Source organism: Marinobacter lutaoensis, assembly GCF_001981305.1.
Lineage (GTDB): Bacteria > Pseudomonadota > Gammaproteobacteria > Pseudomonadales > Oleiphilaceae > Marinobacter > Marinobacter lutaoensis.
Genome location: NZ_MSCW01000005.1, coordinates 205,572 through 220,900, shown reverse-complemented (window position 1 = coordinate 220,900; position 15,329 = coordinate 205,572). Strand labels below are relative to the sequence as shown.

Genomic DNA, 15,329 nt, shown 5'->3' with positions numbered 1-15,329 from the left:
CCCCCGATGCAGACACCCAACGCCTCCCCTTCCATCGCGATCATCGGCACCGGCTTCGGCGGCATCGGCATGGCCATCCGGCTCAAGCAGGCGGGGTACCACAACCTGACCCTGCTGGAAAAATCGGACCGGGTCGGGGGCACCTGGCGCGACAATACCTACCCAGGCGCCGCCTGCGACGTCCAGTCCCACCTGTATTCCTACTCCTTCGAGCCCAAACATGACTGGAGCCGGAAATTCGCCCCGCAAGCGGAAATCCTGGCGTACATCGAACACTGCGTGGACAAATACAATCTGGCCCCGCACATCCGCTGCCACAGTGAAGTCCGCGAGGCACGCTTCGACGAAGAGAGCAACCTCTGGCAGCTGACCCTGGCCGACGGCAATACCCTGCAAGCCCGGATATTGATCACTGCAACGGGACAGCTCAACCGGCCGGCCTGGCCGGACCTGCCCGGGCTCGATGCCTTTCGCGGCCGGGTGTTCCATTCCGCCCGCTGGGACCACGACTACGACCTCAGCGGCCGGCGGGTGGCGGTGGTGGGCACTGGCGCCAGCGCCATCCAGTTTGTTCCCGAGATCGCCCGCTCCGTGGACACCCTACACCTGTTCCAGCGCAGCGCCGCCTGGGTCCTGCCGAAAGCAGACCGGCCGTTCCAGCGCTGGGAGCAGGCCCTGTTCGCCCATCTCCCTGGCTGGGACCGCCTCTATCGCACATGGATCTACTGGCAGAATGAAAGCCGGGCCCTGGCCTTCACCCGCTTCCACCGGCTGCTCGACCTCTACGCGGCCCAAGCCCGCCGGGAAGCCGCCCGTCACATTCGGGATCCGGAGAAACGGCGCCGCGTCATTCCCGACTACCGGATCGGCTGCAAACGTATCCTGATCTCCAATGACTGGTATCCGGCCATCAACCGCGACAACGTCAATCTCGTCACCCGGCCGATCGACGGCATCCGGGAGGACGCGGTCGTCGATGCCGACGGCCGGCGCTACCCGGTCGACGCCATCATTCTGGCCACAGGGTTCCGGGCCACGGAGTTTCTCTCCCCGATCCGCATCCTGGGGCGTCAGGGGCGCCTCCTTAACGAGGCTTGGCGCGATGGCGCGGCCGCCTTCAAGGGGATCTCGGTGAGCGGTTTTCCCAATCTGTTCATGCTGTACGGGCCCAACACCAACCTCGCCCACAACTCGATCCTGTTCGTGCTGGAGTCGCAGTTCCGCTACGTCCTGAGCGGCCTCGACGCCCTGGCCCACCGTCCCGGAGCCGCCCTGGATGTGCGCCAGGATCGGCTGGAGCGGTTTTCCAGCCGGGTACAGCGGGCGTTGTCGGGGTCTGTCTGGGATTCCGGATGCCGCTCCTGGTATCTCGACCGGAATGGCCGGAACACCGTCAACTGGCCCGGTTTTACCTTCTCCTACCGATTCGCGACACGGCGGGTGAACACCGCCGATTATCAGTTTCTCGATCCCGCCCGGTGACGGCGGCGGGATCAAACACTCAGGTTGCCAGGTCCAGAAAAACATAGGATGATTGGATTTCATGATTTTTGGATGACCTGATCATGCTGACACGCATACGCAAGGGCTCCCTGGTGGAGACCGCCATCGAGGCCCTCAAGAGTGCCATCGAACAGGGGCAATGGACCGTAGGGGCCCGGTTGCCCGTGGAGACGGACCTGGCCGAGTCCCTGGGCGTCAGCCGCAACACCGTACGCGAGGCCGTCCGGGTCTTGGTGCATGCGGGCATGCTGGAAACCCGGCAGGGTGACGGCACCTACGTCATGGCCACCCGGGACGCCGGAGAAACCCTAAGGCGCATCGCCGCCACCGAACTGGCGGACCAGCTGGAAGTGCGGATCATGCTGGAGTCTGAAGCCGCCCGGCTGGCGGCCAGCCGACGCAGCCAGGACGATCTGGCCCGAATGACCGAAGCACTGGATGCCCGGGCCCGCTCCGGGGCCGATCTGGACGAACGGATCCGGCAGGATCAGCGCTTCCATCGGGCCGTGGTCCAGGCCGCCCACAACCCTGCCCTGCTGGAGCTGTACGACTATTTCGCCCACGGTGTCAGCCAGACCATTCAACAGACCGAGCGGGACGCCAACCTGCCGGAACCCAGCCAGGAGGAACACGAACTGCTGCTGGCGGCCATCCGCCGGGCCGACCCGGCACAGGCGGGGCAGCTGGCCCGGCGGCTGCTGGAGCCCAGCCTCGCGGTACTGCGCCAGCCCACGGAAATCGGGTCCCGTTGACATGAAACGCGCCGTCGATGTGTTCACCCTGCTGCTGCTCGGCGCCATTGTCCTGGCCTCTCTGGTTCCGGCCTCCGGTGCCTTCGCCGAGCGGCTCGGGCAGCTCGGCACGGTGGCGGTGGCCCTGCTGTTTTTCTTCCATGGCGCGGCCCTGTCACGCCAGCAGATCGTTGCCGGCGCCAGCCACTGGCGCCTGCACCTGCTGATCGCCAGCTTTACCTTCGTATTCTTTCCATTGGCGACCCTGCCAGTCCAGGCTCTGTCCGGCCTTTTGCCTTCCTGGATGCCGCGGGATCTGGGGCTGGGGTTCCTGTATCTTGGTGTGCTGCCTTCGGCGGTGTCCTCGTCCATCGCCTACACCGCGATGGCGCGAGGAAACGTGCCGGCGGCCATCTGCAGTGCCGCCGCCTCCAATGTGTTCGGTATGATGCTGACACCGTTCCTGCTGCTGGTGCTGGTCAATACCACCAGCGCCGCCGATTTCTCCATCGCCGGCGCTCTCCGGGACATTCTTGTGCAGCTGCTGCTGCCGTTCGCCATCGGCCACGCCCTACGTCCCTGGCTGGGTGCTTGGCTGGCACGGCACGAGGTTCTGATGGCCCGTTACGATCAGGCCGTGATCTGGCTGATCGTGTATTCCGCCTTTTCTCACTCGGTGGCCAGTGGCCTCTGGCAGAACCTGCCACTCCAGGCCGTCGCTTTGACCCTGCTGCTGTGCCTGGCTCTGCTGCTGTTTTTCATGCTCCTGGCAACCTGGGTGGTTCGCAGGCTGGGGTTCAGCCTGGCGGACGAAGCGGCGGTGGTGTTCTGCGGATCGAAGAAAAGTCTCGCCTCGGGACTGCCGATGGCCAAGGTCCTGTTCTCGGGACATCCCGGATTCGGCATGATCGTGCTGCCGATCATGTGTTACAACCAGATCCAGGTGGTGGTGGGAGCGATCCTGGCGCGGCGCTATCGTGCCAGGATCGACGCAGGCATGGGCTCAGTGGCCGCTCATGCCGCCAAAGATTGATGCCAGAATGGCCAGTCCGACGATCCAGCCGATCACGGCGGGCCAGAAGTTGACCATCTGCGGCGGTGCCTCCGGCTCGTGGGACAGATCGCCGGCCGGCTCCGCGTCCGGGTAGGCGCGATCATGGGCCTGGGCCGACTCACGCAGGCCGTACCATTCAAACCAGTCCCCCAGGAACCCGGCCACCGGCGGCGGCAGGGCCCCGTTTTCTGCCATCGGTCGCACCAGCCCCTCCAGTCGCGCGGCGATTGCCCGGCGCAACGCCGGCTTGTCCGCCGGCGGTTCGCACAGGATGGCCCGCCAGATTGCCACATCCTGGCTGCGAACGTCATCATTCAGCAGTGCCCGGATCTGGATCACCACTTCCCGGGCCACCTGGGCCTCCCGGGCATCCAGTTCCGCCCCGTCACTCCCGGCGGGCGTCTCCGTCCCGGCCCGCGCCGGTGTCGCCGCCGGGGCGCTCTGTCCGGTGGCTTCCCGGTAGGCCTGCTCCAGCCGCGCCACCTCCTCCGGAGACGCAAACTTGAGCTGCTGCTCGTAGGCTTCGCGAATTCGTGCAGTATCCCCGGTTGGCTCAATGCCAAGGACGTCCCAACAACTCATTCAGTACCTTCCCCAGATATTCATACAAAGACGACATAAATTGAAAGACAAGCGCATCATTGTCACTTAGGATGGGCCTGACGACTGTTTCATCTTCTCCCTTGGATCCGACGGATTATAGAGCTTGGCGATGCCCCTGACGAATACCACCGCCGTAGTGCCCTCGCGCGCCGAAAAACCAAGACCCCGCATCCCTCTGATCCTCCTCACCACCGGAGCCCTGAGCCTTGCCGCCGCCCCCGGAGTCTGGTCGCAGGAGCTGGAGGCGACGACCGGCGGCAACGGTTTTTACAGCTTCAGCGACGAGGTGCCGGAAGTGCTGACCACCACGCGCCTGAGGCAGCCCAAGGTCCGGGTACCCGGCACCACCACCGTCATCGAGGGGGACCTGATCCGCGACCTGGGCATCACCAGCCTGGTCGAAATTTTCCGTCTGGTCCCCGGCATGGTGGTGGCCGAGGTCGGCAGTGGCACGCCGGTCACCACCTACCACGGTACGGTCCACTACGAGCAGCGGCGAATGCAGGTGCTGGTGGACGGCAGGACCGCGCACAGGACCACACTGTCGGACATGGACTGGCAGACGATGCCCGTCCCCCTGGAACTGATCGAGCGGATCGAGGTCGCCCGGGGCCCGAACGCGGCCGCCTACGGCATCAACGCCTTTCTGGGCACAATCAATATCATCACCCGCGATCCCGCCGACACCGCCGGCGTGGAAACCCGGGTGGTCGGCGGCTCCCGGCAGTACCTGCGCACCTTCGCTGCGGTCGGGGCCGCCGATGACGATCTCGACTGGCGGCTGGATTACGAGAAGCGCCGATCCGACGGTTTCGACTATCAGATGGACCACGGCGAGAAAGTTCCGTTCCATGACGGCCACGACATCAATGTCTTCAACTACGACTCCCGGCTGAAGGTATCGCCGGGGTTCGACACCGAATTCCGGGCCGGAGTTACCGACGGCCTCAACGAGGAGGACGTGCGCAGGAACGGCGACATGGGGCTGGGCGACCACCCGGATATCGATGTCCGGGATTATTACCTGCACACCCGCTTCAACTTCAGGACCGACGAACATCACTTCTTCCATGTCCAGGCAGCCTACCAGAATTTCAACCGCCGCCAGTCATGGTCCATCTTCGTGCCCGAGCCGGCTTTATCCTGCCTGCGCGACGGCCTCTACGTGTTCGATCCCGCCAACCGGGATACCTGTTTTCCAACGGACGCCGACGGGAACCTGATTCTGGGCACGCCCCTGACCGCCCGGGTCGACGCCGATGCCGAGGACTCGCGCCTGGAGTTCGAGCTTCAGGACACGCGGCTGTTCAGCGACGATCTGAAACTGGTCTCCGGGGTCGGCTACCGGAAGGACACCTACCGCTCGGCCACCTACTTCAACGGTCGCGGCAGCAACTACCAGAGCCGGATGTTCGGCAATCTGGAGTACACCCCGATACCCTGGCTGACCCTCAATGGCGGCGGCAACTGGGAAAGCACGACCACCACCAATGAAAATTACTTTTCGCCCAGGGTGGCCGCCAATTTCACCCTGAACTCGAATCATGCACTACGCTTGGTGTATTCAAGAGCCGTGCGCACGCCCGACGGGTTCGAGCAGAATCCGGACTACGGATTCACCCTCCACGGGGTTCAGCCGTCAGTGTATTCGGAGTTCGAGGGGTTTCGTATCGCAAGCGTAAACATTTGGGAGCATCCGGACCTGGTCACTCTGGGACAGGACTTGGAGGAAGAACGGATTATCTCACGAGAGATCAGTTACTTTGGCCAGTTCCCAATGAATGAGGGGATATTCTTACTTGAAGTCCGGGGCTTCAAGGATACCCTTCGGGACATGATCAGCGGCGTCATCCAGTTCGACGACTGGACCATCGACAACAACGTCGCCATCGACCAGCAGGGTTTTGAGATCGAGGCTTCTCTGGAGTATCCGGATACCCGGTTCCGGGTAACCTACGCCTACCTGGACCAGAACACCTGGTATACCGGCGACCCGAACGTCAGCGAGGAAGACAAGAAATACAACGAGGACCTTCTGGAGCGCCTTTCGGTGCGCCATTCCGGCAGCGTGGCCATCATCCGGGAACTGCCCATGGGCCTGCTGGCCTCGGGCGCCATGTACTGGGCCGATGAATTCCGCAAGTCCGAGTTTCAGCGCGTCGACCTGCGGCTGGCGAAACGTCTCTATCACCCAGGCTTCACGGCTGAGCTGGCGCTCACCATGCAACACTATGTCGACGAGGAACCCGATCTGAGCAGTCAGAACAACATCGAGCACCAGAACCAGTTCTTTCTCGAAGCGGGCGTCCGCTTCTGAACGACAGCCGAGAAACGAACGGTACCCGGGACGGCATGAAACACCCTCAGGACGACAGCCAGCGAACATCGATCAGCGTCAGGGCGACGGGCATCGCAACACTGCTCATGCTGCTAGCCCTAGGCCTGCTTTGTCCGCCCACGTGGTCACAGGAAACACAGGAAAAGAAGTACCCAGACTTGGTCTACGTCGCGGGCTCCGGCAACGCGGCGCTGGACCAGCATGTCCGGCAGCTGCTTCAGGACAGCCTCGGCCCCGGTACGTCGCTGGTTCCGTTGCCGTCCAACCGGGCCGCCCTGGTGGGCGACGCCCCTGTGGTGGCGTTGGGACCCACCGCCTTCTCCAACCTGCGCCAGTTCAACCGCAGGGCTTCGGTGCTGGCGATGTTCGTGGAACGCTCGTTTATTCAGGCATACACGGAACGACACCCCGGCCAGGTTTCCGCCGTCTACTATGACGTCCCGCTGCTGCGCCAGGCCTTGATCGGCAAGGCCATTCTGCCCCAGGCGACCCGGATTTCCCTGCTGGCAACCCAGGAGTCCATCGGGCTGTACGACACTCTGATCACCCAGCTGCCCGCCTACGGATTGGAAGCCCGCGTGTTCGTGGTGGAAACCGAACAGCAGCTGATTCCGACCCTGGCCCGCGCCCTCAGCTATGGCGATTTTCTACTGGCCGCCCCGGACGATGCCATCTACAACCCCAGGACCATCAAACATATCCTGCTGACCGCCTACCGCCGCAACAAAATCGTCATCGGCCCGAGTCAGGCTTATGTCAAGGCCGGCTCCCTGGCGTCCGGCTATTCTTCCTTTCCAACCCTGATCCATGGGGTCGCTCACTATCTGGACACTTATTTCAAGACCGGAGCTTTCCCCGCACCGGACTACCCCGAAGCCTACGGCGTCGAGATCAACCGGCAGGTCGCCCGGTCCCTCAACATCCCGGTGCCGGATCGCGACCGGATCGTGACCGAGGTCGACGAAGCGCTGGCACTCCGGCAGAGGGCCTTGCCATGACCGACGCCAGGCCAGCCGGCATCACCCTGTCCCGCAAGCTGCTGGTCCTCGGCGCCCTGCCCGCTATCCTGATGTTTCTTGTGCTGATGGGTTTTTTCACCTCGGCCCGTCTGGACGACGCCCGGCAGACCCTGGCCGACAATGGCCAGCTGCTGGCCGACAGCCTGGCGCCGGCGCTGGAATACCCGGTGGTGTCCGGCAATACCCAGGCTCTGGAACAGATCCTGTCCCAGTCGCTGAAAAACAGCCTGGTCGACTGGATCCGGGTGACCGATGTGGTCGGCAACGTCATCGGCCAGGTCCCGGCGCCCGATGACACCTCGAGCGGCCGCGAACCGGCCCGCTACCAGACGTTCGAGGCGGAAATCCTGCAACAGCCCCTGGCAATCGGCAGCAACGAAGCCAATGCCTGGTTCGAGCTGGACTACGGCTTCAATCCACGCGCCCTGCGGGTGGGTACCATCACCGTTGGCGTCAGCACTCAGGCACTGCAGGCCCGACTGCAGGACATCCTGTGGACCTCCATCGCCATTGGCACGGCGCTTCTGGTGCTCACGGTAGTCATCATCCGATATTTTCTGGGCAATCTGCTGGCCCCCATTCACGGGGTATCTGAACGGGTGGACCGGCTGATTCGCCGGCAATACGACAGGCCGTCCGTCAGCCGCAAGGACAGTTCCCGGGAACTCATCGAAATCGGCGAAAAGCTGAATCAGCTGTCGATGCATCTGGAAGCTCTGGACGAGGGCCGTAACCAGATGCTGGCCGCGTCCGAGGCTGCCCGGCAGCGGGCCGAGTCCGCCAACGAAAGCAAATCCCAGTTCCTGGCCACCATGAGCCAGGAGCTGCGTACACCACTGCAGGGGGTGCTGGGAACCCTGGACCGGGTACAAGGCGATCCGCTGACACCATGCCAGCAGGACTATCTGAACACCGCACGCCAGTCCACCGAGGACCTGCTGACGGTCATCAACGACCTTCTGGGCTATGCCCACTTGGGCGACGGTTCGTTCGTGCTGGAACGTCGCGAGTTCGATCTGCGCAGGGTGATCGCCAACTGCACCGCCTCCTACCGGGTACCTGCCGAGCAGCAGGGCCTGTCGCTCAAACTCAGGTTCTTCGGCGACTGGCCGGCCCCGTGCCGGGTGACGGGCGACCCGGGGCGGTTACGCCAGGTGGTGGCCTGCCTGCTCGACCATGCCATCCGCTTTACCGACGAGGGCACCATCGACCTTCACGCCCACTGCCAGCCCGGGGCGGGCAACCGCCTCCTGCTCCGCTGCACGGTCAGCGATTCGGGGCCGGCGCTGGCCGCCGACCGCCTTGGCGACCTGCTTCACGCCTTCGAGCAACGAGGCGCGCCCCAGGGCCACGCCCAAGGCCGCACCGGGCTGGGACTGTCCCTCGTGCAGCGCCTGGTGGAACTCATGGGCGGCCACGTTCACCTCGAAACCGAACCCGGCCACCCTGGCGCCACCTTCCGGTTCGAGCTGCCCTTCGAGCAGCGCGTCGACGGTGACGTCAGCCCCTGACGCCGGTTCAGGCGACGGGTTCCCGCATGGTCACGAATTCTTCGGCCGAGGTCGGGTGGATGCCCACGGTGGCGTCGAACTGGGCCTTGGTGGCCCCCGCCTTGAGGGCCACCGCAAACCCCTGAATGATTTCACCGGCGTCCGGGCCGACCATGTGCACGCCCAGTACCCGATCATCCGAGTCATCCACCACCAATTTCATCAGACAGCGCTCGTCCCGGCTGCTGAGGGTGTATTTCATGGGCCGGAATTCGGAGCGGTAGATCCGCACCCGATGGCCACGGTCACGGGCCTGGGCCTCAGTCAACCCCACCGTACCGATGTTCGGCTGACAGAACACCGCTGTCGGAATCACCGAATAGTCCATTGTCCCCTCTCCGTCCCCGAACAGGCGACGCGACAGGACCATGGCCTGGGCGATCGCCACCGGCGTCAACTGGGGCGTACCGATCACGTCTCCCAGAGCGGTGATGGACGGTACCGACGTCTGGAAATGATCATCCACCTGGATGTGGCCGGAATCATCCAGCAACACCCCCACCTCGGCCAGCCCCAGGCCGTCGACCAGTGGCCGGCGCCCGGTCGCGGCCATGACCAGGCCGGTCTCCATCGTCCCGCCGGTATCCAGAGTCAGACGGTAGCCGCCGTCACAGGGCGCTACGGCGTCGATGTTGGTCCTGAAGACCAGATTCACGCCCTTCTTGCTCATTTCCTGCTCGGCAAAGCGTCGGATATCGTCATCAAAGCCGCGAAGGAACCGCTCACCCCGATACATCAGAGTGGTCTCCACCCCAAGGCCGGAGAGGATGCCGGCGAATTCAACCGCGATGTAACCGCCGCCCCAGACCACCGCCTGTTTCGGCAGCTGCGGCAGATAGAACATTTCGTTGGAGGTGAGGACATGCTCCTTGCCGGGAATGTCCGGCACCGAGGGCCAGGAGCCGGTCGCCACGGTAATATGACGGGCGGTGTAGCGCTGATCGCCCACAATCACCGTATGGGCATCCGCCAGTGACGCCGCGCCCCGGATCACGGTGACCCCGGCGGTATCCAGCAGACGGCCGTAGACCCCGTTCAGGCGCTCGATTTCCGCGTTCTTGTTGGCCACCAGGGTCGGCCAGTCAAAACGCACGCCGTCCATCGGAACGGTCCAGCCATAGCCCCCTGCGTCGTCCAGCTCGTCATGAACATGGGCGCCGTAGACAAACAGCTTCTTGGGCACGCAACCGACATTGACACAGGTGCCCCCCAGGTACCGGGACTCGACAACCGCCACCCGGGCACCGTACTGCGCGGACATCCGGGCCAGGCGGACACCACCGGAACCGGCACCAATAACGATCAGGTCAAACTCGCGGGAATCAGACACACTTACTCCTACCATCCAACGTATTTAAGAAGGCGCGGCCGACGCCGCCGGCCTCGCCTCGGACAACTGCCGAAACAGCACATGATCCTCGAAGTCACCCATCCGGATCTTGCCCAGGCTGCGGAACCCCTCCGATTCATAAAAAGGCAGGTACCGGCTGTTGCCGGTGTCCAGCACCAAGCCACTGCCCCGGGGGTTGTCCTCGCACAGGCGCTCCACCGCCCTCAACAGGACACGGCCATAGCCCCGGTTCTGGTACTTCGGGTCCACCCCCATCAGAGGCAGCTGGTGCGCCTGGGGCTGGGGCAGCAGGCCGCGGATTTTCTCGTGATATTCCAGGTATCGGCGGGTGGAGGCGAAGCCGGCCGTCAGTACCATTCGGATACGCCAGCTCAGCTGCTGCGCCAGGTTCAGGCGCAGTTCCGGCTCCCCCACGAAGGCCACGGCCACCAGGGTATGGTCGACCATGACGCCGACGGCCTCCTGTTCGTGCTCAAAATACAAGTCGACCAGTTCCCGCACCGTCGCCCGGACCCGCTGGTCGTACCCCGGACGACGGTGGTCGAACAGGTACTGGAAGGTGGGGTCTTCCCGATAGGCATGGTACAGGATGGACTGGGCTTCATTGCGTGCGCTCTCATCCAGGCGCACCACCACCGGCTCGAAATTGTTCTTGTTGTCGTTGCCGTCGGACATTGCGTTTTCCTCTACAGGGTCAGTGTTAGACGAACGGACACCGTGCCGGGCTGTTCGTCCCGGTCCATGGCGGCCTGGTCGATCACCACGTCATGGTCATTCCGGAGTTGCTCCAGCCAGGCCGCCACGCTGGCGAACGGCACGTTTTCCAGCCAGAGCCGGATGGCGTTCTCACCACTGGGCTCGAACCGTTGCAGGGTCAGCCCCGCCTCGGCGGCGGAGCGTGTCACCAGTCCCATCAGGGCACGGCCATCGGCCGGTTTGTCAACCGAGGGGCCGGTATTGTCGGACGCCCCCGCCAGCTGCTGGATGGTGGCCCGGTTGGCCTGCATCCAGGCCAGCAGCCCGGCGGCGTTGTCGCGGGCCTGCTCGGCCTGGTCGTGAAAATCGGACGCTGGTTTCCAAACGGCGAAATACAGCACGGCCAGCAACAGTGCGATGGCCAGAACCAGCAGCGCCTGCTGGTCGCGCCCGGGCAGTTCATCGTATCGCGCGACCCAGCGGCGAACCAGCGGGTGTTCCCTGAAACGTTCCAGCACGGGCTTATCCTCCGGATACCGTCAGGCGGCCACGGGTACCGCCGGATTCGTTGACGACCGAGCCGATCTGGGCTTCCAGACCCTGACCGGCAAGGCCATTGCGCAGGCCGCTGAGGCGTTCATAGCTGTCGGCCCTCAGATCGACCACCAACTCACCGCGATTGCGGCTGTAATTCACCGAGTTGAACACCACGGAGTCCGGCACCGGCAGCTGGCTGTACTGCTGGCCGGTGTACTTCATCAGGTTGATGAAATCCAGTTGCGGCCCGCGGTCGCCGGCGACCCGCAACTGCCCTTCGATGACCCTACGGACATTGCCGGCGTGGGTGCGCCGGTCGTTGGGAAACGCCTGGTGGTATATGGCCATCGCCTGCTGCTCCAGCTGCTCCGTCTGCTGCCGGTAATAGAGCCCCAGGCCCACCTCCAGAGCGATCTGGAGCACAAACCAGACCGACGCCACGGCGACCAGGGGCTTCCACGGGCCGAGGATCCCGGAGCGGCCGGACCGGATTGAAAACATCCCCTGGCACAGGTTGATGGGGCGACACAGGTGATGGTGATCGGCATGGGCCAGCAGCTCCAGCGGGGCGATTTCCAGCACCTCCTCCCGAACCGCCAGCCGACCCGGGGCTTTCAGCGATGCCACCACGGAGGCATGGCGCTCGAGCGCCTGGGGGGTCACGAACAGGGTAACCGGAACCTCGGCGGCGACCTCCTCGGCGGACGGGATGGCCAGGGTCTGGGCCAGCATTTCGAGGTTGTCGGGCTGGACGTTCAGCCATTCCCCCCGATCACTGACCAGCATGGCCAGCTCGGGCTCGAGACAGATGGACCAGCCTCCCTCGGTGGCCGGCAGCAGGGCGGCGTCCGGGAAAATGGCGGTCAGGCGGGTACCGGTCCATCCGGAAAAAAGGTCAAACCAGTGACCCATGCGGTCCCGGTCGATCGCCGCGACCCGGTAGCCGTCCGGGCCGGGTTCGCCCAACGCCAGGTGTACGGTGTCGATGTCCTGGGCGATTTGCTCCTCAACCGCGTAGGGCAGTGCCTGGGCGATATAGCGGGACTGACGGGCGGGAATGTCCGCGACGCAGAACAGGACGTCCTCGCCAGGTACCAGACCCAGCAGCTGCACGTGTTCCAGGGCATTCTGAGCCAGCACCTGCTCGATCGAATGCCGGCTTTCACCGGAGCCATGGGCCTGGGTGTCACCGTTGGCATCTTGCAGGACCCAGTGATACAGCTGGCCCGCCGGAGCGGACTCCGCCTCCAGATAAGGCGGCACGGGCCGGACATAAAGGCGGTACGACATGGCTATCCTTCTGAAATGGTAAAGGGTTCCTTGGTGATGCGGTTTTTCTGCCCGGCATCCCGGTGAACGGTCCGAACCTCACCCTCGCCATTCCGGAACACGGTGCTGACCAGGTTCACAACACGTTCATCGTAGGTAATCCGGGAAACAACTTCAAAAAAATGGCTCTGCACCGTCAGGCCGTTGGTGGTCAGCCCCAAGCCGGCGAACTCCGGCAGTGCCAGGAAATCCTGAAGGTTGTCGAACGGGGCGTCCTCGCGCCGCTTGAGCACCGAATCGATGGCCGCTTCGGTGAGCTCCTCATGCAGCGCCTGCAACACCGGCCCGGTGGCGGTGTTCACATTGACGCCCGCCCCCCGAACCGGCAGGGCCGCCACGTGCGGCTTCAGGGTCTGATAGATCTCCTCGGTCATGCCCTCGATCAGGCGCAGCTCGGTAACACTGACAAATGGCTGGTTCGCGGCCCGATATCCGGGCTCTGCCATCAGATATTCGCCGTCCTCGGCGCCATAGGCGCTCGCCGGTTCGTCGTTGGCGTCGATCCAGTCCACCAGGGCGTCGGCGTGAATTGCCGAAATCCCGAGCACCATGAGTAACCGGTTGAAACGCTCCTTGGCCAGGGTGTCCACCTGCCCGGTGGCGGTGACCAGGTCATTGAGATTGAAACGGCCGCTCAGGTCATCCACCTGGACCTCCACCACCCCCTGGTCGTCCAGGGGCAGGATCGCGGCATTGGCGGCCCAGAATTCGTCCAGGCTGTCCACCATCGCGTTGTCTTCTTTGTCGTCCTCGAAATCCCGGGTCAGGATCCGGCGGGCGAAATCCTCGGCACCGAGGGCGACGCTGTATCCCTGCTGCTGGGCCAGGTAATGTCCAGTCCGGAACACCCGAACCGATTGCTGGTGCGTCATACCCGCCGCCAGCAGAACCACCAGGGCCATGGCCAGTAGCACCATGATCAGGGCCACGCCAGACTGCCGGCGTGGGACACGGAGCCGACGGGCGCTCATCCGGATGTCCCTCCCTGCTCACCGGTGCCGGTTTCCTCCGGCTCCTCCGAGGATTCGTCGTCCCCGGACGTGCCCGTCCCAGAAGCCTGGCCGGCGTCGATCAGCGCCTGGGCCTCTTCCGGATCGAAATCAGGCAAGGGGAACAGCCGTTCGATCTCGCCAAACAGCCCGTGTTCCAGGGTGATCCGAATGGCCCGGGGTAGGCTGGTCTCCGGGCGCTCGCCCGGCAGGGTATCGGCCAACTCCGAATCCGGCGGCCATTGCTCTTGCCAGGTCGAGTCCTGGTCCAGAAACTCAACCTGGAAGGCCTGAACGTCATTGAGCAGAAGGATGTCCTGGCCGTTGTCTTCCTGCCCCTGATCCACCGTCGGCCAGTAACGCCGACGCAGCTCGCTGCCGGTGTATTCCCAGGCCACCCGCTGCAGGCTGCTGCGCCGCAGACCCAGGGGGTTGCGCCAGCCCTGGCGGGTCAGCATCAGCGCGAAGCCCTCCTCGCGGCTGGTCAGCGCCGGCTGGAAATCGCCATAGAGGTCCCGCGCCGGGCGATTCACCACCTGGGTCAGGTCACGCTCCAGCAGCAGCATGGTGCGCTGGAGTTCATCAAACGCTGCCGCCCGTTCGTCGACCCGGTCGCGGGAGGTGACGACACCATCGAGCACCTGCCAGACGCCCAGTCCGATCACTGCGGTGATCGCCACCGCGATCAGGACTTCCATCAGGGTAAAGCCGTCCTGGCGCATCACCGGGTCCCCAGAAACGCGGTGAGGGTGTGTACCGGCACCGGGTCGCCATCGTCTCCCCGGTATTTCTCGACACGCACTTCGATCCTCCGGATGGTCGCTTCCTCCGTTGCTTTCACGGCGGTGACGACGTGCCAGCGGAAATGGGCGAAATCCAGATCCCGGGTGGTTTCCGACACATCGGGCAACCCGGTCTGCAAGCGTGCCTCGTTGATACGGTTTTCCGCGATCCAGCCGGCCAGGGTCTTGTCGCGAATCCGTTCGAAGCTGCCGATGTACTGGCTGCCCACGCGGGCCGCGGCCGCGGCGATCAGGCCGAACACCAGCAGGGCCACCAGAACCTCGATCAGAGTAAACCCGCGCCCGGCGCGCATCAGTCTTCCTCCGATTCGCCCGGCTTGTGCCAGCGGACACCGGTGATGCCGTCGGACGCCAGCACGTGCATGCCCTCGGTGTCCTGGCCAACCGTGAATTCCAGCCGGAACGGCGTGGTCTCGCCACTGGAGAAGAACACAATGTCCGGCACCAGACGATCGCCCTGGGACGCAGACGTCAGCTTTGGAGCCTCGTTGTCGATGTCGTAGACGAGCACCAGCCCCTCGGGAAAGGTCCGGGGCTCGAACAAGCGCTCCGAGGACGGTTGCCAGCTCCCGTCGTCATCCTGATAGACGAGAAAGCGGTAACCGTCGGGGTCGAGCTTCAAGCCCAGTTCGAGGTTGTTCAGGACCGCCTGCTCCGAGGCCGTCCCCATCAGCAGGTAAAGGTCCTGGACCGCGCGCTCCAGCTGCCGCTGTTGGGAGCCGCCGAGGGTGAAAACCGCCAGCGACGCCAACAGCCCCACCAGGATCAGGACAACCAGCAGCTCAATGAGGGTAAACCCCGCCGGCGCCGACCGGGACCTCACAAC

Annotated in this window: 15 protein-coding genes; 6 read left to right on the top strand and 9 right to left on the bottom strand. The window is 64.2% G+C overall.

Annotated elements, in window-relative coordinates:
* Positions 1 to 6: 6 nt before the first annotated feature.
* From BTO32_RS07265 to BTO32_RS07255, 3 genes are all read left to right on the top strand, one after another.
* Entirely contained in the window at positions 7 to 1,482 is a 1,476-nt protein-coding gene (locus tag BTO32_RS07265) for a flavin-containing monooxygenase (RefSeq protein WP_076723962.1), read from the top strand.
* An 83-nt stretch (positions 1,483 to 1,565) separates the two neighbouring features.
* The gene (locus BTO32_RS07260; protein ID WP_076724152.1) at positions 1,566 to 2,255 is read left to right on the top strand and encodes a FadR/GntR family transcriptional regulator; all 690 of its coding nucleotides are present in this window, start codon (positions 1,566 to 1,568) and stop codon (positions 2,253 to 2,255) included.
* Between the two features lies 1 nt (position 2,256).
* Complete coding sequence (locus BTO32_RS07255) at positions 2,257 to 3,267, top strand: bile acid:sodium symporter family protein (protein ID WP_076723961.1); 1,011 nt, start codon at positions 2,257 to 2,259, stop codon at positions 3,265 to 3,267.
* Here the strand turns inward: BTO32_RS07255 and BTO32_RS07250 are convergent.
* Positions 3,238 to 3,870: a molecular chaperone DnaJ gene (locus tag BTO32_RS07250; RefSeq protein ID WP_076723960.1), complete on the bottom strand. Its 633-nt coding sequence runs from the start codon at positions 3,868 to 3,870 to the stop codon at positions 3,238 to 3,240. The genes BTO32_RS07255 and BTO32_RS07250 overlap by 30 nt on opposite strands.
* 130 nt (positions 3,871 to 4,000) lie before the next feature.
* Between BTO32_RS07250 and BTO32_RS07245 the strand changes: the two genes are divergently transcribed.
* From BTO32_RS07245 to BTO32_RS07235, 3 genes are all read left to right on the top strand, one after another.
* Positions 4,001 to 6,208 (top strand): TonB-dependent receptor plug domain-containing protein, encoded by a 2,208-nt coding sequence (locus tag BTO32_RS07245; protein WP_076723959.1) that lies wholly within the window; start codon positions 4,001 to 4,003, stop codon positions 6,206 to 6,208.
* Positions 6,209 to 6,387: 179 nt separating this feature from the next.
* Positions 6,388 to 7,227 carry a type 1 periplasmic-binding domain-containing protein gene (locus BTO32_RS07240; RefSeq protein WP_139339033.1) on the top strand — a complete coding sequence of 280 codons (840 nt, stop codon included), beginning with the start codon at positions 6,388 to 6,390 and terminating at the stop codon, positions 7,225 to 7,227.
* The gene (locus BTO32_RS07235; protein WP_076723957.1) at positions 7,224 to 8,759 is read left to right on the top strand and encodes a sensor histidine kinase; all 1,536 of its coding nucleotides are present in this window, start codon (positions 7,224 to 7,226) and stop codon (positions 8,757 to 8,759) included. Before BTO32_RS07240 ends, BTO32_RS07235 begins: the two co-directional genes overlap by 4 nt.
* Positions 8,760 to 8,766: 7 nt before the next feature.
* Here BTO32_RS07235 and gorA read toward each other — a convergent pair whose 3' ends face one another.
* The 8 genes from gorA to gspH are packed head-to-tail and all read right to left on the bottom strand — an operon-like array spanning position 8,767 to position 15,326.
* Positions 8,767 to 10,128 (bottom strand): glutathione-disulfide reductase, encoded by a 1,362-nt coding sequence (gene gorA / locus BTO32_RS07230; protein WP_076723956.1) that lies wholly within the window; start codon positions 10,126 to 10,128, stop codon positions 8,767 to 8,769.
* 24 nt (positions 10,129 to 10,152) lie between these two features.
* Positions 10,153 to 10,824 (bottom strand): GNAT family N-acetyltransferase, encoded by a 672-nt coding sequence (locus BTO32_RS07225; protein WP_076723955.1) that lies wholly within the window; start codon positions 10,822 to 10,824, stop codon positions 10,153 to 10,155.
* 11 nt (positions 10,825 to 10,835) lie between these two features.
* Positions 10,836 to 11,363 carry a type II secretion system protein GspM gene (gene gspM / locus BTO32_RS07220; protein ID WP_076723954.1) on the bottom strand — a complete coding sequence of 176 codons (528 nt, stop codon included), beginning with the start codon at positions 11,361 to 11,363 and terminating at the stop codon, positions 10,836 to 10,838.
* 4 nt (positions 11,364 to 11,367) lie between these two features.
* Complete coding sequence (gene gspL, locus BTO32_RS07215; protein ID WP_076723953.1) at positions 11,368 to 12,672, bottom strand: type II secretion system protein GspL; 1,305 nt, start codon at positions 12,670 to 12,672, stop codon at positions 11,368 to 11,370.
* 2 nt (positions 12,673 to 12,674) lie between these two features.
* Positions 12,675 to 13,682, bottom strand: a complete 1,008-nt coding sequence (gene gspK, locus BTO32_RS07210; RefSeq protein ID WP_076723952.1) for a type II secretion system minor pseudopilin GspK — start codon at positions 13,680 to 13,682, stop codon at positions 12,675 to 12,677.
* Complete coding sequence (gene gspJ, locus BTO32_RS07205) at positions 13,679 to 14,422, bottom strand: type II secretion system minor pseudopilin GspJ (protein WP_076723951.1); 744 nt, start codon at positions 14,420 to 14,422, stop codon at positions 13,679 to 13,681. Before gspJ ends, gspK begins: the two co-directional genes overlap by 4 nt.
* Positions 14,422 to 14,796, bottom strand: a complete 375-nt coding sequence (gene gspI, locus BTO32_RS07200; RefSeq protein ID WP_076723950.1) for a type II secretion system minor pseudopilin GspI — start codon at positions 14,794 to 14,796, stop codon at positions 14,422 to 14,424. Before gspI ends, gspJ begins: the two co-directional genes overlap by 1 nt.
* Positions 14,796 to 15,326, bottom strand: coding sequence for a type II secretion system minor pseudopilin GspH (gene gspH, locus BTO32_RS07195; RefSeq protein WP_076723949.1), 531 nt, complete (start codon positions 15,324 to 15,326; stop codon positions 14,796 to 14,798). The genes gspI and gspH overlap by 1 nt, the downstream gene beginning before the upstream one ends.
* Positions 15,327 to 15,329 lie beyond the last annotated feature (3 nt).

Excerpts from the sequence above, each read along its gene's own strand:
- gspI (WP_076723950.1), bottom strand. The coding sequence starts at position 14,796 with ATGCGCGCCGGGCGCGGGTTTACTCTGATCGAGGTTCTGGTGGCCCTG.
- gspJ (WP_076723951.1), bottom strand. The coding sequence starts at position 14,422 with ATGCGCCAGGACGGCTTTACCCTGATGGAAGTCCTGATCGCGGTGGCG.
- gspL (WP_076723953.1), bottom strand. The coding sequence starts at position 12,672 with ATGTCGTACCGCCTTTATGTCCGGCCCGTGCCGCCTTATCTGGAGGCG.
- BTO32_RS07235 (WP_076723957.1), top strand. The coding sequence starts at position 7,224 with ATGACCGACGCCAGGCCAGCCGGCATCACCCTGTCCCGCAAGCTGCTG.
- gspK (WP_076723952.1), bottom strand. The coding sequence starts at position 13,682 with ATGAGCGCCCGTCGGCTCCGTGTCCCACGCCGGCAGTCTGGCGTGGCC.
- BTO32_RS07255 (WP_076723961.1), top strand. The coding sequence starts at position 2,257 with ATGAAACGCGCCGTCGATGTGTTCACCCTGCTGCTGCTCGGCGCCATT.
- BTO32_RS07250 (WP_076723960.1), bottom strand. The coding sequence starts at position 3,870 with ATGAGTTGTTGGGACGTCCTTGGCATTGAGCCAACCGGGGATACTGCA.
- BTO32_RS07225 (WP_076723955.1), bottom strand. The coding sequence starts at position 10,824 with ATGTCCGACGGCAACGACAACAAGAACAATTTCGAGCCGGTGGTGGTG.
- BTO32_RS07245 (WP_076723959.1), top strand. The coding sequence starts at position 4,001 with ATGCCCCTGACGAATACCACCGCCGTAGTGCCCTCGCGCGCCGAAAAA.
- BTO32_RS07265 (WP_076723962.1), top strand. The coding sequence starts at position 7 with ATGCAGACACCCAACGCCTCCCCTTCCATCGCGATCATCGGCACCGGC.
- BTO32_RS07260 (WP_076724152.1), top strand. The coding sequence starts at position 1,566 with ATGCTGACACGCATACGCAAGGGCTCCCTGGTGGAGACCGCCATCGAG.